This is a genomic window from Corynebacterium sp. p3-SID1056 (assembly GCF_025152525.1).
Classification (GTDB): domain Bacteria; phylum Actinomycetota; class Actinomycetes; order Mycobacteriales; family Mycobacteriaceae; genus Corynebacterium.
Map to the genome: position 1 here is coordinate 280,897 of NZ_JALXXL010000001.1, position 23,099 is coordinate 303,995.

Annotated in this window: 22 protein-coding genes and 1 pseudogene; 5 read left to right on the top strand and 18 right to left on the bottom strand. The window is 65.4% G+C overall.

The window, feature by feature from the left end:
• Positions 1-8: 8 nt before the first annotated feature.
• From M3G14_RS01265 to M3G14_RS01290, 6 genes are all read right to left on the bottom strand, one after another.
• The gene (locus tag M3G14_RS01265; protein WP_259924117.1) at positions 9-1,988 is read right to left on the bottom strand and encodes a penicillin-binding protein 2; all 1,980 of its coding nucleotides are present in this window, start codon (positions 1,986-1,988) and stop codon (positions 9-11) included.
• Positions 1,989-2,117: 129 nt separating this feature from the next.
• Positions 2,118-2,807: a hypothetical protein gene (locus tag M3G14_RS01270; RefSeq protein WP_259924118.1), complete on the bottom strand. Its 690-nt coding sequence runs from the start codon at positions 2,805-2,807 to the stop codon at positions 2,118-2,120.
• Between the two features lie 26 nt (positions 2,808-2,833).
• Positions 2,834-3,817, bottom strand: a complete 984-nt coding sequence (gene rsmH / locus M3G14_RS01275; protein ID WP_259924306.1) for a 16S rRNA (cytosine(1402)-N(4))-methyltransferase RsmH — start codon at positions 3,815-3,817, stop codon at positions 2,834-2,836.
• A gap of 213 nt (positions 3,818-4,030) precedes the next feature.
• The gene (gene mraZ / locus M3G14_RS01280; RefSeq protein ID WP_259924120.1) at positions 4,031-4,465 is read right to left on the bottom strand and encodes a division/cell wall cluster transcriptional repressor MraZ; all 435 of its coding nucleotides are present in this window, start codon (positions 4,463-4,465) and stop codon (positions 4,031-4,033) included.
• 394 nt (positions 4,466-4,859) lie between these two features.
• On the bottom strand, positions 4,860-5,249 hold the full coding sequence (locus M3G14_RS01285; RefSeq protein WP_259924122.1) for a DUF3040 domain-containing protein: 390 nt from the start codon (positions 5,247-5,249) through the stop codon (positions 4,860-4,862).
• 116 nt (positions 5,250-5,365) lie between these two features.
• On the bottom strand, positions 5,366-5,818 hold the full coding sequence (locus M3G14_RS01290; RefSeq protein WP_259924124.1) for an SAV_6107 family HEPN domain-containing protein: 453 nt from the start codon (positions 5,816-5,818) through the stop codon (positions 5,366-5,368).
• Between the two features lie 127 nt (positions 5,819-5,945).
• Between M3G14_RS01290 and M3G14_RS01295 the strand changes: the two genes are divergently transcribed.
• From M3G14_RS01295 to M3G14_RS01310, 4 genes are read left to right on the top strand one after another with little or no spacing between them, the layout of a single operon-like run.
• Positions 5,946-6,512, top strand: a complete 567-nt coding sequence (locus tag M3G14_RS01295; protein WP_311201336.1) for a GNAT family N-acetyltransferase — start codon at positions 5,946-5,948, stop codon at positions 6,510-6,512.
• A gap of 40 nt (positions 6,513-6,552) precedes the next feature.
• Positions 6,553-7,644, top strand: a complete 1,092-nt coding sequence (locus M3G14_RS01300) for a polyprenyl synthetase family protein (protein ID WP_311201338.1) — start codon at positions 6,553-6,555, stop codon at positions 7,642-7,644.
• Positions 7,644-9,101, top strand: a complete 1,458-nt coding sequence (locus M3G14_RS01305; RefSeq protein WP_259924126.1) for an alpha-(1->6)-mannopyranosyltransferase A — start codon at positions 7,644-7,646, stop codon at positions 9,099-9,101. Before M3G14_RS01300 ends, M3G14_RS01305 begins: the two co-directional genes overlap by 1 nt.
• An 11-nt stretch (positions 9,102-9,112) precedes the next feature.
• Positions 9,113-10,222 carry an HNH endonuclease signature motif containing protein gene (locus M3G14_RS01310; RefSeq protein WP_259924127.1) on the top strand — a complete coding sequence of 370 codons (1,110 nt, stop codon included), beginning with the start codon at positions 9,113-9,115 and terminating at the stop codon, positions 10,220-10,222.
• Here M3G14_RS01310 and M3G14_RS01315 read toward each other — a convergent pair.
• Positions 10,219-10,611: an Rv2175c family DNA-binding protein gene (locus M3G14_RS01315; protein ID WP_259924309.1), complete on the bottom strand. Its 393-nt coding sequence runs from the start codon at positions 10,609-10,611 to the stop codon at positions 10,219-10,221. The genes M3G14_RS01310 and M3G14_RS01315 overlap by 4 nt on opposite strands.
• A gap of 10 nt (positions 10,612-10,621) precedes the next feature.
• On the opposite strand from M3G14_RS01315, the pseudogene M3G14_RS01320 reads away from it, so the two are divergent.
• Positions 10,622-11,830: pseudogene (locus M3G14_RS01320) on the top strand (protein kinase); the annotation flags it as partial.
• 14 nt (positions 11,831-11,844) lie between these two features.
• Here the strand turns inward: M3G14_RS01320 and M3G14_RS01325 are convergent.
• The 11 genes from M3G14_RS01325 to M3G14_RS01375 form a co-directional block, all read right to left on the bottom strand.
• On the bottom strand, positions 11,845-13,233 hold the full coding sequence (locus tag M3G14_RS01325; protein WP_259924130.1) for a class II 3-deoxy-7-phosphoheptulonate synthase: 1,389 nt from the start codon (positions 13,231-13,233) through the stop codon (positions 11,845-11,847).
• Positions 13,234-13,295: 62 nt separating this feature from the next.
• Positions 13,296-13,814, bottom strand: a complete 519-nt coding sequence (locus M3G14_RS01330) for a polyadenylate-specific 3'-exoribonuclease AS (RefSeq protein WP_259924132.1) — start codon at positions 13,812-13,814, stop codon at positions 13,296-13,298.
• Positions 13,815-13,832: 18 nt separating this feature from the next.
• Positions 13,833-14,027 (bottom strand): hypothetical protein, encoded by a 195-nt coding sequence (locus M3G14_RS01335; protein WP_259924134.1) that lies wholly within the window; start codon positions 14,025-14,027, stop codon positions 13,833-13,835.
• Positions 14,028-14,768, bottom strand: coding sequence for a 1-acyl-sn-glycerol-3-phosphate acyltransferase (locus tag M3G14_RS01340; RefSeq protein WP_259924135.1), 741 nt, complete (start codon positions 14,766-14,768; stop codon positions 14,028-14,030).
• Positions 14,769-14,781: 13 nt separating this feature from the next.
• Positions 14,782-15,750: an ROK family protein gene (locus M3G14_RS01345; RefSeq protein ID WP_259924137.1), complete on the bottom strand. Its 969-nt coding sequence runs from the start codon at positions 15,748-15,750 to the stop codon at positions 14,782-14,784.
• Positions 15,751-15,761: 11 nt separating this feature from the next.
• Positions 15,762-16,862 (bottom strand): glycosyltransferase family 4 protein, encoded by a 1,101-nt coding sequence (locus M3G14_RS01350; protein ID WP_259924310.1) that lies wholly within the window; start codon positions 16,860-16,862, stop codon positions 15,762-15,764.
• A gap of 11 nt (positions 16,863-16,873) precedes the next feature.
• Entirely contained in the window at positions 16,874-17,905 is a 1,032-nt protein-coding gene (locus M3G14_RS01355) for a C40 family peptidase (RefSeq protein ID WP_259924139.1), read from the bottom strand.
• A gap of 168 nt (positions 17,906-18,073) precedes the next feature.
• Positions 18,074-18,835, bottom strand: coding sequence for a C40 family peptidase (locus M3G14_RS01360; RefSeq protein ID WP_259924140.1), 762 nt, complete (start codon positions 18,833-18,835; stop codon positions 18,074-18,076).
• A 544-nt stretch (positions 18,836-19,379) separates the two neighbouring features.
• On the bottom strand, positions 19,380-21,011 hold the full coding sequence (locus M3G14_RS01365; protein WP_259924142.1) for a cytochrome bc complex cytochrome b subunit: 1,632 nt from the start codon (positions 21,009-21,011) through the stop codon (positions 19,380-19,382).
• Complete coding sequence (locus M3G14_RS01370; RefSeq protein WP_259924143.1) at positions 21,011-22,231, bottom strand: ubiquinol-cytochrome c reductase iron-sulfur subunit; 1,221 nt, start codon at positions 22,229-22,231, stop codon at positions 21,011-21,013. Before M3G14_RS01370 ends, M3G14_RS01365 begins: the two co-directional genes overlap by 1 nt.
• Complete coding sequence (locus M3G14_RS01375) at positions 22,228-23,076, bottom strand: cytochrome c (protein ID WP_259924150.1); 849 nt, start codon at positions 23,074-23,076, stop codon at positions 22,228-22,230. The genes M3G14_RS01370 and M3G14_RS01375 overlap by 4 nt, the downstream gene beginning before the upstream one ends.
• Positions 23,077-23,099: the final 23 nt, after the last annotated feature.

Here is a 23,099-nt window from a genome sequence, read left to right on the forward strand (position 1 = left end):
CATTGTCGCTACTGCGCCTGCAGCACTAAGGGTTTCGCCTCGGGGCTCGGCGGGATGTTCTCGCGGTTGAGCAGCCACGCCGCGATCTCTTTGAACACCGGTGCTGCGGACTGTCCGCCCCGGCCGCCCTCGAGCGGGCCGCGCTGCGGTTCGTCGAGCATCAGCGCAACGACGAAGCGCGGATCATCTGCAGGTGCAATACCTGCGAAGGTAATCCAGTAGCGGCTCTGCGAGTACGCGCCGGTTTCCTCGTCGACCTTCTGCGCAGTACCGGTCTTGCCGGAGAGCTGGTAGCCCTCGATGCCGTTGCCCTGGGCGGTGCCATTTTGCACACCGTTCGGGTCTTCTTGGAAGGTGGCGCGGAACATGTCGACGGTCGTGCGCGCGGTCTCCGGGCTGACCACCCGCGTGGTCGCCGGCTCCTGCTGGTCCATCTCCTCGCCGTCCGAGCCGGTGATCCGGGAGACGATGCGCGGCTCGATGCGCTCGCCGCCGTTGGCCAGGGTTTGGAACACGCTTGCCATCTGCAGCGCCGTCCAGCTCATGCCCTGCCCGATCGGCAGGTTGGCAAAGGTGCCGCCAGACCACTGCTCGAGCACCGGCAGGATACCGGCCGATTCGTTCGGCAGCTCGATGCCGGTGGTCTTGCCCAGGCCGAAGCGCTGCAGGTAGTCCCAGTAGCGCTCCTCGCCCAGGCGCTGCGCCAGCTGCAGGGTGCCCACGTTGGAGGACTTACCAAAGATGCCGGCGGTGGTGTACGGCAGCTCGCCGTGCTCCCAGGCGTCGGCGACCGTCACCCCCGCCATATCGATGGATCCGGGGACCGTGTGGACCTCCTCCGGGTTCGTCGTGCCTTCCTCGATGGAGGCTGCGGCGGTGATGATCTTGGCCACCGATCCGGGTTCGAACGGGTGCGAGATGGCGTTGTTTTCAAAGTCGCGGCCCTCCGCGAGCTGCTTCTCGACGTCCGCGTTCGGGTCAATCGTGCCCGTATTCGCCATCGCCAGCACCTCGCCGGTGCGCGCGTCAAGCACGACCGCCTCGGCGCCCTTGGCCTGCGAATTCGCCTTCGCCTGCTCGAGGGTTTGCTGCACAAAGGTCTGCAAATCCAAGTCGATCGTCAGCTCAACTTCTGCCCCGTCAACCGGCGGCACCACGTCGCGCAGGGTGCCCGGGATTGCCATGCCTTTGCCGGAGACGTCCTCGGTCGAGCGGCCGTTAATACCGGTGAGCACCGCGTCGCTGGAGGCCTCCAGGCCGAACTGGCCCTGGCCGTCCATGGACACCTTGCCCACAATGTTCTCGCCAATCGCGCCGTTGGGGTACTTGCGGATGTCTTGGTGGTCAGCCGCCAAGCCCTGGAACGTGCGCGCCAAACCCATCGCTACGTCCGGGTCGACGTTGCGTACCAGCACCTCGTAGTTACTGTCAGCGTGCAGCTTCTCGTGGATGTCCTTCGAGCTGACCGCGCCGATTTTGCGTTCTTCGTTGTCCTTCGCGTCGGTGACTTTGGCCCCCGATCCGCCCTCGGCGTCGATGTCGGCCAGGGCGCGGTCAAGCACCTCCATGCGGGTCTCATCGTCACCTGGCTCCGGGAGCACGTAGTCATTTCCGATGATCACGGGGATGGAGTTGGCCATCTTGCGCAGGTAGTCCTCCGCGCGCGCACCGAGCTGCGCCTGGATGCTGTCTTCGGACACGCCGTCATTGCGCATCTGCAGGGTCAGCATCTCCTCGACCTCGCCGCGCAGCACCTTCGGCGAGACCGTCAGCGAGCGGGCCTGCATGGTGTAGGCGAGTTGGTTACCTTCGCGGTCGACGACCTGTCCGCGGCGCGCCGGATCAACGTAGACGCGGGTGCGCTGGATTTGCGCCTGTTCGCGCAGGTCCGGGCCCCACACCACCTGGACCCATGCAAGGCGGGCGATGAGGATCACAGCAACGACAATCACCGCGGTCACCACGATCCCCACCCGCGTATTCGTCATTTGGCGCATCATCGACGCCTGCGGTTGAGGGGACCGCGCATCGCCACGTGGCCCTCGCGACCCCGAATCCACCACGTGTACTCCTTCTATGTGTTCCGTGTCCGCGCCTGCGGATGCAGGTACCTCATCTTAGAAGTTCGAGGCGACGTTTGGTTGATACGGCGCGACATTATCAAGCTGCTGTGCCGGCGCCGGCCGGCGGTTGTTGCCGCCCGGTGTGGCGGTGAGTGAATCGCCGATCTCGTCGGTCGCTTCCCTATCGCTCGACGCGCGACCAGCGTCGGCCTGCGCGCTGTTGACGTCGATGACCTTCGCGTTGGCTTCCGGATCGAACTCGCGACGCACGTGCGTCGCCCCGTTTTCCTTCACGTCTACAATGCCCGGCTGCGAGGCCACCAGCATGCCCTGCTCGGAAGCGCGCTGCGCCAGCTCGGCCGAAGAGCGGCGCTGCTCCAAATCGCGATTGAGCGTTTCGACCTCAGCCGCCAGGTTGCGCTCCTGCTTCTGCAGCTCCTGGATGCTAAACGACTGCGACGTCGCCAACCCGGACAGCCCCATCGCCGCCAGCACTCCGGCAATCAACAGCGGCACACCGATGGAGGAAAGCTTGGAAAAGCGGTGCGGGGCATCCGTCACGCGCGCCTCGGCCACGCGCCGGCCGCGCACAGAGACGACCTGGCTCGAGCCCAGCCGCCCGCGAGCCTTCTCGTGCGGCACGTGCGGCCGCGCCACCCGTGTGCGCGGCGTCGCTTGCCGGGATGGGCGGGGCCGCGTGAGCGTGCTTGTCGACGCCACCGCGTTGAAGTCTCGTGCTCCCATAGTCTTTGCGTCCTTTTCGGCCGGTGTTATGTGGACAGTTTCTCTACTCCCCGCACCCTCACGGGTGCGGCGCGCGGGTTACGCTCAATTTCCTCTTTCGACGCCCGCTCCGCCCCATTGGTGATTGGGGCGAACTTTGCTGCAGTGCCGGGCAAGTCCATCGGCAGGCCCGGTGGCGTCTTTGAGGTAGTCAGCTCGCGAAGCGCGGACTTGATGATCTTGTCCTCGTGCGACTGATAGCTCATAAACACCACCCGCCCGCCCGGCGCGAGCAAGCTCGTAATGACCGGGATGACGCCCCGGATCGCGTCGAGCTCACCGTTGACCTCCACGCGCAGCGCCTGGAATGTGCGCTTCGCGGGGTGCCCGCCCGTGCGGCGAGTGGCCGCCGGGATGGTGTCGTAGAGCAGCTCGACGAGCCGCGCACTGGTGCGAAACGGCTCCCGCTCGCGCTCCTTGATCACCGCAGAAGCGATCTTGCCGGCGAAGCGCTCATCGCCATACGTCTTGAGCACCCGGGCGAGCTCGCCGTGGTCGTAGGTGTTGAGCACCTCCGCTGCGGTGATCCCGCGGGTGGGGTCCATCCGCATATCCAGAGGCGCATCTACGCGGTAGGCAAAACCGCGCTCCTCCTGGTCGAGCTGCATCGACGACACACCCAGATCGAACAGCGCGCCGGCGATGCCATGCTCGCGAGCAAGGTCGAAGATGTCGCCCTCAGCATCGCCGATCGCTTCGCCCATTGCATCAAAGCGCGCCTGCACCGCGGCGAAACGTTCGCCGAAAGGAGCCAGGCGTTCGCTCGCCTGCGCGAGCGCATTGGGGTCACGGTCCACACCAATGACCCGTGCCTCTGGGAACGTGCGGAGGAAGTGTTCGGTGTGTCCGCCGGCGCCGAGCGTGGCGTCGATAAGCACTGCATTGGGGCCCACTGCCGGGGCGAGCAACTCGGCCATGCGATCGCGCATCACCGGCACATGGCCGTGATTCGCCGCAACGGAGAAATCCATCGCCGAGATCTCATGGTTTGCCATCCGAGGATCCTCCCTCCGTCACACTTGCCGTTTCCTTCACGCCCAAACCCACACGTGGGGAGCGCATAGAGCCCTGCCCGGGGCGGCTGTTCTGATGTCGGGGAAGTACACCAGAACGCTTCACGCCCCGGACAGAGTCCGTACACGCTCTCCGTCAGTAGTCACACGTCTACTGCCGGGTAGTCAGCCCTACAGCAGACCGGAGAGAATGTCGTCATCGTCCGCCGCCGAGAAGGCGGCTTCAGTCTCTTCTTGGTACTGAGCCCACGACTCAGCGTCCCAAATCTCGAGAAAATCCACCGAGCCGATCACCACGCACTCCTTCGTCAGAGAGGCGTACTGCCGGTGCGCCGGCGACAACGTAATACGGCCGGACCCATCCAGCGTTTGCTCATCCGCACTGGCAGCCAGGTTACGAATGAACGCGCGCGCCTTTGGGTTCGTCCGGGACGCCGCCGCGGCCTTCCTGGCCCTGGCGGTGAACTCCTCCCGCGGATACACCGCGAGCGAATGATCTTGCCCCTTCGTCACCATCAGCCCGTCCGCGAGCCCCTCACGGAACTTCGCGGGCAGCGTCAAGCGACCCTTGTCGTCCAGCTTGGGAGTGTAGGTTCCCAGAAACATCCGGCGACCCACCTTCCCTTCACCTTCGGTATCGGCTCTGAAGTTTTCTCTACAGCGATTCGCGCCGCGCACGTAGTCAAGATGCGCGCCACTGCTCGCCGCTACGCCCCACCTTAACCCACTTTGCCCCACAAACGCCACACCACAGACAAACTTTCGCCGTCTATCCCCCATTTCCGCTGGTAACGGCCGAGAAATTTGGTGGGGAGAAATCCCCTGAACAAGCCCGAAATGGCCGCGTTCCCTCGCATGTACCGCCGATTCCGCGCGCCCCCACGCACGAGGTGGCACGCAGAGGGGGACCGGTGGGGGAAAGTGGGGAATCTTCCGCGGGCACGAAAAAAGCGCACCCCACGCGGGGATGCGCTAAGAAAACTCTACTTTCGCGGCGGAGCTACTGGCGGTCTTCGAAACGGCGACGGAAGCTCTCCTCCAGCGAGGCGCCGCGCTGCGAACGCTGCTTCGCCCCCTGGCGCGGCCGCACGTGCGCAGTCGGCCCCGACGGAGTACGCAGCGCCATCACTCCGCCCACCATCATGACGCCGAAGCCGACAATGCTCAGCAGCACCATCCACACGCTCACCGTAGCGAGCGCCACGCCACCCAGTAGCAACACGAGACCGAGCACCATCAGCGCCACGCTGCGGAGCGTAAGTTTGCCCGCCGGGCGCTCGCCGCCAAAGCTCACCTCTTGCACCACGGAGCTCCCGAACTTCGGGTCCTCCGCAAGGAGGGACTGCTCAATCTCGCGGAGCGCGCGCTGTTCCTGTTCAGAAAGAGACAATGGTTCACTCTCCAGCTACACGACGGACATTCTTATCACTACAACGGTCATCCTACCCAGATTGTTCCCGCCGCTGAATTCCTTTTTGCAACCACCGGCCCCGGCTGCACGCCGACCTAGGCGACGAGCGGTGCGCCTGCGCCAAAATCGGGCTGCGCAAACTCGTAGAAGCGTTCCGCCTGCCCCAAAAGCTCCATCACGCGCCCTGCCGGAATCTCACGTTGGATCCCGGAGGCGACGCGCCCGCGAAGCGCGGAGTACCTCCGGAAGCGTTCCGCCCACTGCTTACCTTCGGCCCCAGTCAAAGCCAATTTGTCCCACGCGCTGCTCGGCAGCCGCTTCCTCTTGCGCACCACCGGCGAGGTCGCGCACACCGCGCCCGCGATCCGCAGCGCCGCAAGATACGACTGCTCCAGGGCTACATCTTCACGTCCCGCCTCCAGCTCGATGTGCGCCTGGGCAATAAAACCGTCCGCGGCGGCCAGAAATCGGTCCCGCTTGCCGGCGGCCGGCGCGCGTGAGGTGGTGGCAGAGACGACGCTCGTAGTGGCAATAGCTGTGGTCTGCATAATGTGTGCTCCTTCTGTCGTGTATTGCTTTGCACTGTACGAAGGGACCCAAACATCCACGCACGCCTTTTCGCTCATGTGTTCGAACTTCGGGGTTTTCCGGCGGCCCGCCGCCCACCGTGGTTCCATGGGAGGCGTGACCGTCGACATCCGCCGCCTCAGCGCCGCCGAGTTCAGCATGCTCGCCCCGCAGCTTGTAGACATCTACCTCGATGCCATGGACTACTCGCGCACCATCCGCACCGAGCGCATCCGCGTGTGGCGCCGCGACGTGACCACCCCCGGCTTCTGCGCCTTCGCGGCAGTGTCAGGAGAGCGCCTCGTCGGCATCGCCTACGGCTTTCTCGGCCAGCGGGAGCGCTGGTGGGATCGCCAGCTCATCCGCGCCCTCCGCGAGAACAACCACCTCGACGACGCCGCCAAAGCGATGCTGCGCAGCTACTTCGAGGTCGCAGAAGTCCACGTCGCCCCGTCTGCGCAGTCCCGCGGCTTTGGCACGGCGCTCCTTCGCTCGCTTCTCGACGCCGCGCCCGCCCACTGGGCCCTCCTGTCCACCCCCGAGGCACCCGGGGAAGCCAACGGCGCCTTCCACCTCTACCGTGCCTTCGGTTTTACAGACATCGCCCGCAACTTCTACTACTCCGGCGACCCGCGCCCGTTTGCTATCTTGGGGCGCCGCCTGCCCTGTGGGTAACCTGGGGCAGAACATCTACCTCAGCAAAGGAGCCGACCTCGTGGCTAACAGGAGCACCCCACTCGAGCACATCCCGGCAGCGGTCGAGGCACAGCTGCGCGAGTTCTTCGCCTCCCAGCGCGACGCCGTCGGCCGCATCGGCGAGCCTGTGTCCAATGCCGTCGCGCACTTGGAACGCTTCGTCCTCGGCGGCGGCAAGCGCATCCGCCCGCTCTACGGCTGGGCTGGATTCGTCGGCGGGGGTGGTGTCGAGCGCAGCGGCGAGGATCCGGACGCCGTGCTACGCGCAGTCAGCTCGCTGGAGTTTATCCAGGCGTGCGCGCTGATCCACGACGACATCATCGACGCCTCCGACACCCGCCGCGGCAACCCCACCGTCCACCGCGCCGTTGAGGCGGCACACCGCGCCGCCGGCAGGCGTGGCGACGCCGCCGAGTTCGGCGAAAACGCCGCCATCCTGATCGGGGATCTCGCACTCGTCTGGGCCGAGGACATGTGGCGCTACTCGGGCCTCAGCGCTGCCGCCTTAGCCCGCGCCGCGCAGCCCTGGCGAGGGATGCGCACCGAGGTCATCGGCGGCCAGCTGCTCGACATCATGCTGGAAGGCCAAGGCAGCGAATCCATCGAACTCGCCGACCGCGTCAACCGCTTCAAGACCGCCGCCTACACCATCGAGCGCCCCCTCCATCTGGGCGCGGCGTTGGCTGGGGCTCCGCAGGAAATAATCGACGCGTTCCGCGGCTACGGACGCGACATCGGCATCGCTTACCAGCTGCGCGACGACATCCTCGGCGTCTTCGGCGACTCCGCCGTCACCGGCAAACCCGCCGGCGACGATATCCGCGAGGGCAAGCGCACCGTCTTATACGCCACCGCGCTCGAACTGCTCGACGACTCCGACCCTGCGGCCGCCGCAGAACTGCGCGCCGGCATTGGCACCGCAACGGCCCCCGCGGATCTCGCGCGGCTGGCTGAGGTGATTGCGGAAAGTGGGGCGCGAGAAAGCGTCGAGAAGCGAATCGAGGCACTGACCGCTTCCGGGCTCGCGCACCTCGAACGAGCCGACATCGACGCCGAGGTCGCGGACACGCTGCGCCAGCTGGCGATTCGCTCCACCGAACGGCGGGCCTAATGCGGCGCGAGATCGCCATCGGCGTCGCCGCAGCGACCTGCATCGCGCTCGGCTCTTATGGTGCGGGTGCCACGCGCAACCGCAGCGGGATTATGCGCGACCTCGGCCTTGACCCGCTCATGTACGGCCACGGCCGCGGGCTCATGGAGGCGTGTTTAACCATCGGCATCATCGGGCTGGTCGTCGCCTGGCTCATGCTCGGCCGCGCCCGCCCGGGCCTGTCGGCCGCGCGCCGTGCCACCTGGGCGTGGACCGCACCGCTGGTCTTCAGCGCACCCATCCTCTCGCGCGACGTCTATTCCTACCTCATGCAGGGTGCGATGCTTCGCGACGGCTACGACCCCTACACCGAGGGCGCAGCCGTCAACCCCGGACCATACCTGTGGGAAGTCAGCCACGACTGGCGCAACACCACCACGCCCTACGGGCCGGCGCACTTAGGGCTCGGTAAGGCGATCACCACGGTAGTCGGCGACGACGTCACCGCGGGGCTCATCGCGTACAAACTCGTCTCGCTTTTGGGCTTTGCCATGCTCGTCTGGGCCGTCCCGCGCATCGCCGCGGCCCTTGGTGCCGATCCGGCGTACGCGCTGTGGATCGGGGCGGCGAACCCGCTGATGCTGCTGCACCTCGTTGGCGGCATGCACAACGAGGCCGTCATGGTCGGCCTCGTCTCCGTCGGATTGCTCGCCTGCATCGCGCCACAACGACGCCGCTTTCTGTGGGCCAGTGCGGGTATCGCGCTGATTGCGCTTGCAGTCTCGCTCAAGGCGACCGCAGCGATCGCGCTGCCGTTCGTCGTGTGGATCATGTACGCACGCTACGCAAAGGGCAGCTGGCCGCGCCGCCTCGGTGTGTTTACGGGCTGCGGTGCCTGGGCGCTTGCCCTCACGATCGCGGTCGTGGACCTCGTCACTGTGGTCTCCGGCGCGTCTTGGGGGTGGATCGCGGAAATCTCCGGCAACTCTAAGGTGGTCAACCCGCTTGCCGGGCCGACATTTTTGGCAGAAGTGCTCACCCCGATCGCTCAGCTGGTCAACGAAAACTTCCACTACAACACCGCGCTCGCCGCGACGCGCGCAGCCAGCAGTGCCGTCATGCTCGCCGGCCTCGTTGTCGCGTGGTGGTATTTCCGGCCGCGCGGCGAAAACTCCCCCGCGCGGGCCGTTGCCGGCACGACGGCCGCCTACGCCGTCGCTTTCGTGGCCAACGCCGTGACGCTGCCGTGGTACTACGCTTCCCTACTCTCGCTGGTTGGTACCTTCCGCACCCCGGCGTGGGTCCAGCAAGTCGCGGTGGCAGCTTCGGTGGTGGTTGCGCTCGCGTTTACCGGCAGCGGCAACCACCGCTTTTACGACCCGTGGTTCCTCATCCTCGCCCCCTTCATCGGGCTGTTCGCCGTGGCTTTCGTGTGGCCGCGCAAGGTTCCTGTTGCGGGGGTTTGTGGCCTGCGCTAGGTTGTGGGCCTATGGGGGAACAACATGAACTTCGGGCCTTTCTGGCCTTCAAAGCAGGGGGAATCGCCGCACTCCGCCTCGTGCACGAAACAGGCCTGGATGCGGATACGCTCATCGGCATGGGCGCAGCCGACGACTACGCCGAGACACTCGTACACCTCGCACGCCGATTCTTCCGGCCCACCAGCCACTCACGCTACCAAGCCGAAGCACGCAGTGCGGCAGAAGCCAACCACCACTGCATCGAAACCCTAGAACTCATCGAGCGCACCGCACGCAGGATCACCAACCCCACCAAACGCTGGGAATACACCGCGCAGCTATGCGCCACCGCAGGCGACACCACCACCATCAGCAAACGCGCCACCCGACTGCGCAAAACCTACCTCCCACCGCGCGTGCCACAAGACGGGGTACGCATCCAACGCAGCGAAACACACGACAAATTCATCATCCGCCTCACCGGCCCCACCAACGACCTCCAAGATCTGGTCACCACATTCGAGACCCCCGACGACAACGGACAACCCATCGACCCGATCGACTGGCTGGTCAACAACCGCCACATCGTCCAAGCACCCGTGGCAATCCACGCCATTATCACCGACAAGGACATCGACCATGTCCTTTCCGGCACCGACGATTCACCCGACCACGAACCAGTAGTGGTGACCAACACCGGGGTAAAAATGACCACCAGCCAAATCCTGCGCCGGCATATCCTGCCCGACGGGTATATCACCCTGGCCGCACCGCACCTCGGCCCGATTAACACCCACCGGGCACGCCTTGCCTCACCCGTGCAACGCCTGGCTTTGGAGGCGGACTCGCCGACGTGCTGCTGGCCGGACTGCACCACACCGATCTCGAAGTGCCAGGCGCACCACCTGACCGACTACGCCCACGGTGGCGCAACCCACCCGGCGAATATGTGCTGGCTGTGCCCACACCACAACGCCGTCAACGGCCAACCCAAACGCGGCCGGATGACACGCATCAACGGACGCATCGCCTGGATCGGCCCCAAATACACCACACCGATATTCACCGGCCGCGACTACACCGACACCAACACACCCATCGGCGGACCCGCCCAAGGCGCACCGGCGTCACCTGTTTAGAAGGCCATCGCCTGCGCGCGCCGGATTACCTCGCGCGCCCCGTGACCGTGCAGCGCATCGATCGGCCGACCCGGCAGCGAATCGTCTGCGGTGAACAGGTAGGTGAGGATTTCTTCTTCGGAATAGCCGCCGTCGAAAAGCACGGTGATTGCGCCTGTAATGAACTTGCTCATTTCGCCATCGTCGAAAAGCAAGGCCGGCACCGACTTCGTGCCACCTTTCCGGTAGAGCACCAGCTTGCGCGCGTTGACGTAATCGTGGACCTTAGTCACCGGGACGCCGAGCATCTCGGCAACCGCGGGCAGGGAAAGCAGTTCTTCGCCAGCAAGCAGATCATCAAGAGTATTCACGGCACCGTAGTTTAGCGCCGGACGCCCCTCGTGCACCATACTGGTCTGCATGCACGTGGGAGACTACCTGGATAACCGATACGTCATCGACCGGCCGATCGCGCGCGGCGGCATGGCCACGGTCTACCGCTGCGTGGACACCCGGCTCGGACGCGAGGTCGCCGCCAAAGTCATGCACCAGCAGTACGTCGACGACCCCGTTTTCCTAGAACGCTTCCGCCGCGAGGCCCGCGCGATGGCGCAGCTGTCTCACCCGAACCTGGTCAACGTCTACGACTTTTCGGCGCAGGGCGACACGATTTTCCTCATTATGGAGCTGATTACCGGCGGCACCCTGCGCGAGCTGCTCGCCGAGCGCGGCCCGATGCCGCCGCACGCCGCCACCGCCGTCATGCGGGGCGTGCTCACGGGGCTTGCGGTGGCGCACGACAAGGGGCTCGTCCACCGCGATATCAAGCCGGATAACGTGCTGATCAACGCTGATCACCGGGTCAAGCTCGCGGACTTCGGGCTCGTGCGGGCAGCCGCCGACGCCTCGCACTCGACCGATCAGATCGTCGGCACGGTCAGCTACCTGTCGCCGGAGCAGGTCGACGGCTCGGCGATCACGCCCGCCTCGGATGTGTATTCGGCGGGCATCGTGCTTTTCGAGCTGCTCACCGGCCGCACGCCGTTCGCCGGCGACACCTCGCTCGCGCACGCCTACGCCAGGCTGAAGGAGGATGTGCCACCGCCGTCGCAGCTTATCGACGGGGTGCCCATGCTTTTCGACGAGCTCGTCACCACAGCCACCGCCGCAGACCCCGCCGAACGCTTCCACACTGCCGGCGAATTCCTTGACGCGCTCATGGATGTGGCCCGCGAACTGGAGCTGCCCGACTACACGGTGCCGGTGCCGCGCAACTCCGCAGCGAACCGAGCGGCGGCACACCCGACGCGCTTCGGTCGAGACAGCCGCGAGACGGCCGTGCCGGAGCGTGAGCGGCGCCTCTTCCCGGATGCGCCGGAGGTTGCCGAGCGACCGCAGACGCGGGTCGATATGCCGCCGGTTGCCCCCGCCCCGCCGGTCGCTGCACCGCCGGCGCAGCGGCGAGAGGCCGCCCCGAAGCCGCGCGTGCGACGCGTGAGCAATCGTTCCGGGTTTACGCTTGCGCTCTACATCGTCTTCGCGGTGCTCGTCACTGGCGCGGTCGGCGTCGGCGGGTGGTGGTTCGGCTCCGGCATGTACGGCGAGGTCCCACCGCTGATCAGCCAGGACGTCGCCGGCGCCTTTTAGTAGCGCAGCATTTCGGCGACGAGGAAGGCGAGCTCTAAGGCCTGCTCGGTGTTCAGGCGCGGGTCGCAGGCCGACTCGTAGCGGCCCGGCAGGTCCACGTCCAAAATGTCCTGGGCCCCGCCCAAGCACTCGGTGACGTTTTCGCCGGTGAGCTCAATGTGCACGCCGCCGGGGTGGGTGCCCAGCTCGCGGTGGACCTCGAAGAAGCCCTGGACTTCGTCGATGATCTTGTCAAAGTGGCGCGTCTTGTACCCGTTGGACGAGGTGAAGGTGTTGCCGTGCATGGGGTCGGACTGCCAGACCACCTTGTGGCCGGATGCCTCGACCGCCTTGATAATCCCGGGCAGCACGGAGCGCACGTTGTCATGGCCCATGCGGATCACCATGGTCAGCCGCCCCGGCTCGCGCTGCGGGTCGAGTTTGTCTGCGTAGGCCACGGCCTCCTCGGGTGTGACCTTCGGCCCGAGCTTGATGCCAACCGGGTTGTCGATCAGCGCGGCGAAGTTCACGTGGAAATCGTCAATGCCGCGGGTGCGCTCGCCGATCCACAGCTGGTGGGCCGACAGGTCGTAGAGGTGCTGCTTGCCGCGCTCATCTTCGGCGAGGCGCAGCATTGCGCGCTCGTAATCCACCAAAAGCGCCTCGTGGGAGGCGAAGATCTCCGAGGTCCGCAGGTTGTAGTCATTGACCCCACACGCATCCATGAACGCGAGCGAACGGGAAATCTCGCGGGCGAGCGCCTCGTAGCGGGCGCCGGCCGGCGAGTTCTTCACAAACTCACGGTTCCAATCGTTGATGTGGTGCAGGTCCGCGGTGCCGGAGGCGACCAGCGCGCGCACCAGGTTCATCGCCGCGGAGGCGTTCGCGTAGGCACGAACCATGCGGGCCGGGTCGTGGCGGCGGGCCTCCTCGGTTGGCTCAACACCGTTGACGATGTCGCCGCGGTAGTTGGGCAGCCCGTTCGCGTCCAGGTCAGAGGAGCGGGGCTTCGCGTACTGGCCGGCGATGCGACCGAGCTTGACCACGGGCATCGACGCCCCATAGGTCAACACAGCCGCCATCTGCAACAGTGTGCGCACATTCGCGCGGATGTGCGGCTCCGTGTTTGACTCAAAGGTCTCAGCGCAGTCGCCACCCTGCAGCAGGAAGGCCTTGCCCAGTGCGACGTTTTTCAGCTGGTCCTTGAGCTCCTCGATCTCCGGGGCAAGCACCACCGGAGGCACCGACTCCAGGATCTTACGCACATAGCGCGCCTGATCCGCATCCCAGCTCGGCTGCTGTTTCGCGTCGCGCTTCAGCACGTCCTGGAACTGCTCGTGAAGATCCCCAGGCAGCGGCGGAAGATCAGGCAGTACGTCTTTCGGGATATCAATTGTCCAACTCACGCATTCATTCTTAGCACACCCTGCCTGCGCTCAGACCCGTTTTCCGTTACGGGTATCCGGCACTACGCCTTCGGTGCAGTCGCGCGGCCGTTGGCGTCCAACGGCAGTATTTCCGCACATACGCGGTACTTTTTGACGTTGTGGCGGGCGTCGATAAGCGCATCGTGGTTGCCCTGCGGAGGCTTCGGCAGCTTCGGGCGACCCGCCATCTCCCAATACTGTTTTAATTCATGGGTGAACCGCGGCATCTTGCGCGGCAGGCCCGTCATATCGCCCCACAACTGGGCAAACAGCACGTGATCGTAGCCGCCCACCCACGCCCACAGCTCCGGCGCGGTCGACGCCGCGGTGAGGAACTCGAAGACTTCATCGCGGATGACGCGCCGCGTCTTCCACGCCTGGTTTCCCGCCGGAGGCAGTTTATCCAGCACATTGTCGCGGACCCACGGGCTCGCGTCCCGCGGGTCGAACTCCGTCGACACCGCGTAATACTCGCGACCATCTTCCGCCACGATACCGATAGACACAAGCTCGATCGTGGACCCGTCCTCGATGAACTCCGTGTCGTAGAAGTACTTCACCTGAACACACAGGCCTTCCTATTTCTCTTCCAGCTGTATGGGCAGGCGTTTTTCACGCTCTTCCCGCGGGCGCGGCCAAAACATCACGAGCGCCACAATCGCCACCGCGATCGGCGCGGCAATGGTGGTGTGGAAGTCAACCTCCGAAGCGATGATGTACAGCGCGACGGTGACCACCACCAACACGATGCGCGTAACTAGGTCCTTATCCATCTACTGCTCCTTCCGCGGCTCGGCCCCTTCCGGGTACTGCCCGGTAGCGGCGAGTGATTCCTTGACCTCGCTGGCGTAGACGTCCACGTAGTCGTAGCCGGTCAGCGCAGCGAGCTTGTGCATGAGGTAGTCCGTGAATGGGCGCGCTACCTCGCGCGAGGCGGGGTCGAAGCCGTTTTCCTTAGCCCAGGCGTGCGGGTCAATCGGCTCGCTGATCTCAATGTGGACCTTCGCCGGCCGCGGAAAGGTCGAGCCAATGGGGTTGGCGTCACGCGTGCCGACCATGCCGGTGAGCACGACCGGCACGCCTTCCGCCATCGCCAGCCGGGCGACGCCGGTGCGGCCCTTGTAAATCCGGCCGTCCGGGGAGCGAGTTCCCTCCGGATAGATGCCGAAGAGCTCGCCGCGCTCCAGCACGCGGTGGGCCGCTGCCTGGAGTGCGTCGCCTGCGCTTTCGCTCTGACGGTCCAGGGGCACCTGGCCCACAGCGGTGAAAAACCACTTCTGGATCGCGCCCTTGAGACCCGGGGTGGTGAAATACTCACTTTTCGCCGGGAAGGTCAGCTGGCGACGCACCATCAGCGGCAAGTAGAAAGAATCCATCACGGCCTGGTGGTTGGACACCAACAGCGCGGGTCCGGTGTCCGGGATGTGGTCTGCGCCGTTGATCGTCGGCCGATTCCACACTACGAGGAACGGGCCGAGGACGGCCTTGAACACCGAGTACCACCTGTTTGTCATCGCCGTGCGCTTCCTATTGTTGTTCGTGGACCATCGTGCGGGCCAAATCAGCTACACCGATCATACCGGCCTGGGGCCCGAGCTCCGCGCACTGCACCTTCGCCACCGGGCGGTAGCCTGCGCCGACCATGGTGGCGGCCATGGTTTCGCGCGCGTGGTCGATGAACGTGTCGGCGTCGGCGGCCACTCCCCCGCCCAGCACGATCAGCGCTGGGTCGAGCACGTCCGCGACGATGGCGAGCCCGCGGCCCAGCCATGTGGCGAAGCTGTCGAGCGCCGCAAGTCCGAGCTCGTCGCCCGCGCGCGCCGCTTCCATCACGTCGCGGCCGGTGGCGCGCTTATCCACCACCTTGCGGTAGAGCCCGCAGCGCTTGTACCCACCGCGCGTGGCGATCTCGACCGCGCAGTCCACCAACGATGTGCCCGAGGCGTAGCGCTCGAGACAGCCCTGCTTGCCGCAAGAGCAGGCGCGCCCGCCGGGGACCACGGTGAGGTGACCGAACTCGGGCGCAGTACCAAAGGATCCGCGGTAGATCTCGCCGCGGTGCATCAGCGTCGCGCCGATGCCGGTGCCGACCGCAAAAAGTACCCAGGTCTCCGCGTCGCGGGCGGCACCGAAGCGGTATTCGCCCCAGGCCGCGGAGTTCGCGTCGTGTTCGAGGCGGACGGGCAGCCCTAGCTTGTCGGCGAGCGTTGCGCGCAGCGGGTAGTCGTCGCGCCACGGCAGGTGCGGCGCGAAGCGCACGATTTCGCAGTCGGGATCGAGAAATCCGGCGACGGCGAGGCCGACGGCGGCGATGTCGTAGGTTGCGCGTAGTTCGTCGACAAGCGTGACGATCGCGCTGGTCAGCTCGGCGCCGGTGTGGGGGGTGGCGGTGGACGCGGCGTCGAGAATCTGCCCGTGCTCATCGACGACGGCGGCGCGCAAGTTCGTGCCGCCGATGTCGAAGCCAATTGTCAGGGGGCCATGGGGAGTTGCCATAGGGAGTAATCCTACTGCAGGTGCGCGGCGAGCCTGCGGGCGAGTACGTCCCACGCAAAATGCTTCTCGACGTGCGCCCTGCCCGCCTCACCCATCGCCCGCGCGCGAGCGGGGTCGCGGAGGATCGCGCAGATGGCGTCGACGAGCTCGGCCTGGCTTCTGCCGTCGACGACGATCCCGGTTGCCGGGGTCACGGTTTCGGGCGCGCCTCCGGAGTTGCCCGCGACGACGGGGACGCCGCAGGCCTGGGCTTCGAGATAGACGATGCCGAGGCCCTCGACGTCGAGGCCGCCACCGCGGGTGCGTGCCGGCATGGCGAAGACATCGGCAGCAGCGACGGCCTCGCGCAGCGTCGTACGCGGCACCGCCCCGTGAAAGTGCACGCCTGCTGTGTTGCGGGCGAGGCGGCGCAACCTTCGCTCGGCTGGGCCGGCACCGATGAGGTGCAGCTGCGTGCCCGGCACCTGCGCTTGCACCGCCGGCAGCGCGCGGATGAGCTGATCTTGACCTTTTCGCGCCACCAGTCGCGAGGCGCACACGATTGTGGGCGCAGCGGTATGCGGGCGCGGTTGGGGACAGAAGAAGTTGGTGTCCACGCCGGAGGGCAGCGCAACGAACTCGGGATGCGGGCCGAAGGCAGCAGCGAAGCGGCGCCGTGTGTACTCGGAGACGTAGGTGACTACGTCGGCGCTATTGCCGATCCGACGCAGCGTCTGGCGGGCGCCGGGCAACATGGACCACCCGACCTCGTGGCCGTGGGTCGTCGCAACGACATGCTTCGCGCCGGCTTGCTTCGCCGCGGCCCCCATCACGGCGAGCGGGGCGGCCGCACCGAACCACACGGTGTCGATGCCGCGATCGCGGATGAGCTCCTGCATCCGGCGGCGCACGGACGGCGTCGGCAGCATAAGCGCCTTCGGCCAGCGCACGACCGCGTAGGGCTGCGCCGCGTCCCACTCACGCGCGGCGGCCGCGTCCTGGGTCGAGGCGAACACGACCACCGATTCCGGGCCGTTGAGCGCCACGAGGTGCGCCACGAAATCGCGCAGGTACGATTGAATCCCGCCCAGCGTGGGCGGGAAATCGTTCGTGACCAGCAGCGTACGCACTATAGCTGGGCTAGCTAGTAGCGCACCGCGCCCTGTGCCGGCATCGAGTCGACGGGGACGACTTGGACCGGGATGCCGTAGTCGGAAGCGTGCACCACCATGCCATCGCCGATGTACATACCGACGTGGGTGACACCCGGGTAGTACCCGATAATGTCGCCCGGCTGCAGCTCACCCATGGAGACCGGGGTGCCACCCGCCAGCTGCGCCTGCGAGGTACGCGGAATGCCAATGCCGTTTTGGCTATAGGCCCAAACCATCAGCCCGGAGCAGTCGAAGGCGTCCGGGCCGGCCGCGCCCCAGCCGTACGGCTTACCCAGCTGCGCCATCGCCGCGGCAACGACGCCAGAATCGGCTGCAGGCAGGTCGTGGCTGACTGGGCCATCCTTTTCTACCCAGCGGCGGCGGTCCTCTTCGCTCAGGCCATCAACTTTGGCCTCGATCTCACGAATCTGTTCGTCAAGCTCGTCGCGTTCACGATGCAGGGTGTCGAGCTGGACGGCGAGCTGGTTGCGGTTGTACTGCGCTTCGGCCTTCGCGATGTTTGCGGCGCGGGCGCGGGAGGCGGCCTGCTCGTTGGCGTCGTTAAGCTCGCTCAGGGTGCGCTCCGCCTTGCGCGAAAGCGAACCTAAGTAGGCTGCCCGGTCGATCGCTGCCTGCGGGCTCCCGGATTCGAGGGTGGTGAGCAGGACCTCGGAGTCGGTGTTGCGGTACTTCGACTGCGCGAGGTCGTTCACGTTGCGCTGGAAGTCAGCCTTCGCACCGTTGGCTTCCTGCGCGGCGGCGCGGGCTGAGGCGGCGCGCTCCTCGGCCTCGCCGATCTTGCGCTCCGACGCTGCAACCTCGTCCTCTAAAGCCTTGATCTCTTCCGACTTCGCAGTCGCCTCGTGGGACACATCCTCGAGCTGCGCGATGAGGGCGTCGACGTCGTCAGCGCCCGCTAGCGGCGCGAGGCTGCCCGCGGCGAGTGCCGCCAGGCCGCTGACTGCCAATGCGCGGCGGGTAGCGCGCGCATTTCCGCGCGTGGAGAGAGAATGCTTGCCCACGACAGGTCCCCTTTTTCCCATGCAACCGCGCCGATTGTGACCACAAAGCGCGGAGTTGTTAATAAAACCGTTATTACTATAGCCAGGTTGCGTTACCAAGAAAAGCACACCCGCCCAATCCGCTACGGATTGGTACGGGTGTGAAAGCTGTGGTCGTCGAGAAGCTTTTTAGAAGCGGACGACAGAGTGGATCGGCATCATGTTCAGCGGACGCTCGCCCACCGGCGTACCGCTGTTGAGCGCGTCGATGATCATGCCGTTGCCCGCGTAGATAGCCACGTGGGAAGCGCCGCCGTAGTACGCGACGATGTCACCCGGCTGGATGTTGTCCAGCGACACCGGGGTGCCAGCGGATGCCTGCGCCTGCGAGGTACGCGGGATGGACTTGCCAGCCTGAGCGTAGACCCAGGAGGTGAAGCCGGAGCAGTCGAAAGCGTTCGGGCCGGCCGCACCGTACACGTACGGGGAACCGATCTTGGTGCGCGCGATCTCGACGATACGCTCGCCCTGCGTCTTCTGCGGAGCCTGGACCGGAGCCGGTGCGGACACGGGTGCGGAGTACTGCTTCGCGACGGTCTGCGCCGGCTGCTGCGGCAGCACCTGCGCCTCGACGTTCGCGATGAACTGGCTGAAGCCCGGGACGTTGGAGATGCCCGGCAGCGCCTTGACCTGAGCGAGTGCCTGCTCGTAGCGGCCGCCGTCGGCCTTGCCGGCCAGGGACGGGATCCAGGCCTCGATGCCCGGGATGTTGGCGATACCCGGAATGTTCTCAATGCCCGGGATCTGTGCAGCAACCGGAGAGTTCGGCACGCGGACCTCAGCTGCCTGCGCAGTGGTCGGTACCATCAGAGTGGCGCCTGCGACGACGGCGGTTGCGGCAGCCGCGGTGCGGACTGCGGTGTTCGTGGTCTGGCGACGGTGCTTTGCCATTGTAAGTTTCTCCATATCTTCTCTTCGCCTACCGGGTGGCCATTCGGGCTGGGCCGTGAGAATCTGCCCTGGCTCGCCTTGTGGCGCGCCATCCACCCTCGTAGTCAAGTGCGGTTCCCCGGTTCCACGGTGCCTGCGGCACCGTGGTGTGCGGCTCATATGTTTTGTTTTCGTACCTTGCAAGCAACGGCTGTTGTCGCAATGTCTCGAACAGATTACGAAACGGCAACAAGTTTGTCCAACCCTAAGGTTGTTACAAATCCGTTATTGAATCGTTTCCGGCCGTTTGCGTGACTGGGCGCCGAATCCGCGACGCACGCTCGCGCCACTTTCACGGCCAAACCATCACCCCTACCTGCGTGTTTTCATCGCCGTCGGAGCCCGCCATAGCATGCGGCAACTGTTCTCCGGTTCATAAATATTTCTTCTGTGTTCTCCGTCACACTGTAAACATTGCCCCGCCGCTGCGTGACAATACCGCACAGAAAAGGGGCCCCTCCCCCATGGGAAGGGCCCCTTTCGCGACCGCTATATCTTCAGCGCGTTAGTGGCTGTTGTCGTGGGTGGCGTCGCGGTCGTCGAGGTGCTTGGTCTCCTCGAGCTTGCGCAGCGTCTCCACCTCTTCGTGGTGCTTCTGCGCCTCCGCGTCGCGGACACGCTCGGACAGGCCGAGCTCTGCCGGCTTGAATGCGCCGAGGGACTCGGAGTCCGCGAAGCCGAGCTGGTTGAGCTGCTTCGGCACGCGAGCACCTGCGTACTCGAGCGGGACCGGGTGGCCGTGCTCGTCGACCGGGCCGAGCGGCTGGTGGATCTCCACGAACGCGCCGTTCGGCAGCTTCTTAATGATGCCGGTCTCGATGCCGTGCTCCAGGACCTCGCGGTCAGAGCGCTGCAGACCGATGCACAGGCGGTAGGTGATGAAGTATGCCAGCGGCGGCAGCACGATCAGGCCGATGCGGCCGAACCAAGTCATCGCGTTCAGCGAGATCTGGAAGAAGTGTGCCACGTGGTCGTTACCACCGGAGATGGTCAGCAGCATGAAGAACACGATGCCCATGACGCCGATGGAGGTACGCACCGGGACGTCGCGCGGGCGCTGCAGCAGGTTGTGGTGGGCGTCGTCGCCGGTGATCTTCTTCTCAATGAAGGGGTAGGTCAGCAGCAGGACGACCAGCAGGCCACAGAGCAGGGCGACCCAGAAGGCGCCCGGGATGGTGTAGTTGCCCAGGTAGAGCTCCCACGCCGGCATGACACGGGCAGCGCCGTCAGTCCAGAGCATGTACACGTCAGGCTGCGAACCGGCGGAGACCTGCGACGGGTTGTATGGGCCGATGTTCCAAATGCCGTTGATGGTGGTCAGGCCGGCCATCGCGGCGAGGACGCCGAAGACGAACATCATGAAGCCGATCGCCTTGACGGCGAAGACCGGCATGATGCGGATGCCAACAACGTTGTTCTCGGTGCGGCCCGGGCCCGGGAACTGGGTGTGCTTCTGGAACCAGACGAGCAGCAGGTGCGCCGCGATCAGCGCGAGGATGATGCCCGGCACGATGAGCACGTGCAGGATGTAGAAGCGGTCCAGCATCAGATCGGACGGGAAGTCGCCGCCGAAGATTGCCCAGTGCATCCAGGTGCCGATGATCGGCAGGCCAACGATGATGGCGGACATAATGCGCAGGCCGACGCCGGAGAGCAGGTCGTCCGGCAGGGAGTAGCCCATGAAGCCCTCGATCATGCCGAGCAGGATCAGGGTCACGCCGATGATCCAGTTTGCCTCACGCGGGCGACGGAACGCGCCGGTGAAGAAGATGCGCATCATGTGCGCGAACATGGCCATCATGAACATCAGAGCAGCCCAGTGGTGCATCTGACGGACGAACAGGCCGCCGCGGACCTCAAAGGAGATGTTCAGTGCGGTGGCGTAGGCGCGGGACATCTCGACGCCGTTGAGCGGCAGGTAGCCGCCGTCGTAAATCACCTTGGTGATCGACGGGTCGAAGAACAGCGCCAGGTAGACGCCGGTGAACAGCAGGATGATGAAGCTGTACAGGGCCATCTCGCCAAGCATGAAGGACCAGTGGCTCGGGAAGACCTTGTTCAGCTGGGGGCGCAGAACCCCCGAGATCGTGTACCGCGAATCAACGTTGTCCGCGGCTTGTGCAAGTTTTGTACTCATTAGGACTTACGCTCCCAGAATGCCGGGCCGACGGGCTCGATGAAGTTGCCGTTGGCGATGAGGTAACCTTCTTCGTCAACAGTCACAGGAAGCTGCGGCAACGCACGTGCGGCGGGGCCGAAGATCGGCTTGCCGTAGTGCAGTGCATCGAACTGCGACTGGTGGCACGGACACAGGATGCGGTTGGTCTGCGCCTCGTAGAGCGAGGTCGGGCAACCGATGTGCGTGCAAATCTTGGAGTATGCGTAGTAATCGCCGTAGTGGAAGTCCTCCTGCCCCTCGCGCTCAACAACGCGCTTTGCGTCAGCGGAGCGCAGGCGGATCAGCATGACGGCGTTACGCGGGCCGTGCAGCGAGTGCATGTGCTGCTCGTACACGTCGCGATCCGGGTCGTATTCCTTACCATCGTTGACGTCGTCCGCGTAGAGCGGGAAGACCGTCTCCATGGACGCCGCAGCCAGGTCCTCCGGGCGCATGCGCACGAGGCGGGACACACCTGCGGTGGTGTAGTGCGAGCCGGTCTCGCCCTCGTGCAGCTCGGCGATAGCGCCGGTGTCGCGGCCGAGGTAGACCTTCACGCCCTTCTCCTGGATGGTCCAGCCGTGGGTCCACAGCGTGCCGTCGCCCATGTAGTTAAGCTCGTGACGCTCGCGCCACGGGTTCTTGATCATGCCGCCGAGCGGGGCGATGACCATCAGGCCAGCCAGCACGCCGGCACCGCCAAGCAGACCCTGCATTGCTTTACGACGCCCAAACGTGGAGGTCTCCCACGCGTCGTTGAGCAGTGCGGTGGTGGTTCGACGGTCGAGCTCGCTGGAGCGACCGTCGTGGCGGCGCTGCACCGAAATCTCTTCCGGAATGAACTTCTTCACGTACTGCACGATGGCGATACCCAGCGACACGAAACCGAGGCCGGAGGTCAGGCCGAGCAGCGGGGTGTAGAGCGTGTAGATCCAGAGGCCCTCGTCGCCGTGGAACTTCGGCTCCCACGGCCAGAACAGGTACACGCCGAGGAAGGCGAGGCCGCAGATGATGGAGATGAGCAGCCAAATGTTGATGCCGGTGGCGGCGGCCTTCTCGCGCGGGTCGCCCTCGACTGGGAAGCGCTCCTTGCGGTAGGCAACGGTGACGTCGTCAAGCTCGGTGCCGAGCGCAGCGAGCTCCGCATTGCTCATGCGGTCCAGCTCTTCGTTGGTGTAATTCTTCTTTACTTCACTCATGAGCGCGATCCAATCCAGATAGCAGCGGCAGCGACCAGCGTCACGCCAATGATCCACATAGCCATGCCCTCAGAGACCGGGCCAAGTCCGCCGAGCGACCAGCCGCCCGGGCTCGGGGTCTCCTTCGAGGACTTGATGAAGGCGATGATGTCCTTCTTCTCGTCAGCGCTGAGCTGGCGGTCGGAGAACTTCGGCATGTTCTGCGGGCCGGTCAGCATCGCCTGGTAGATCTCCTGCTCATTGGCGGGGTCGAGCACCGGGGCGTACTTACCGGAGGACAGCGCACCGCCACGGCCGGTGAAGCTGTGGCAGGAGGCGCAGTTGAGGCGGAACAGCTCGGAACCGCGGGCGACGTCGGCGGGCTGAATCTGGCCGTCGTAGTCCTTGCCGCGCAGCGATTCCTTGGCGACGTCGCCGTTGTCGTCGTAAACGAGCTCAGGGCCGCCGCCGTTGGCTGCGACGTACGCAGCCAACGCGAGCGCCTGAGACTCGGTGTAGCGCGGGCGCTTGCGCTCAGCCTGCGCGTCATTCGACATCATCGGCATACGGCCGGAGTTGACCTGGAAGTACACGGCACCTTCGCCGGTACCCACCAGCGACGGGCCGCGGCCTTCGACGCCCTGGAGGTTTGCGCCGTGGCAGGTGATGCAGGCCACGTCGTAAATGTCCTTGCCCTCCTGGACCATTGCCTGCTCATCGCGCTCGGCGGTGGCAACCTGCGCGTTCGGGGTCAGCGCGGATGCCAGAAGGCCCGCGCCGGTGAGCCCGAGCGTCAGCGCAGCGGCACCAGCAACGGTGCGTTGGGTCTTGCGACCGCGACGCTTCTTCTTAGGTGTGTTTTCCATCTTGCTTCCTTTTAGCGACTATT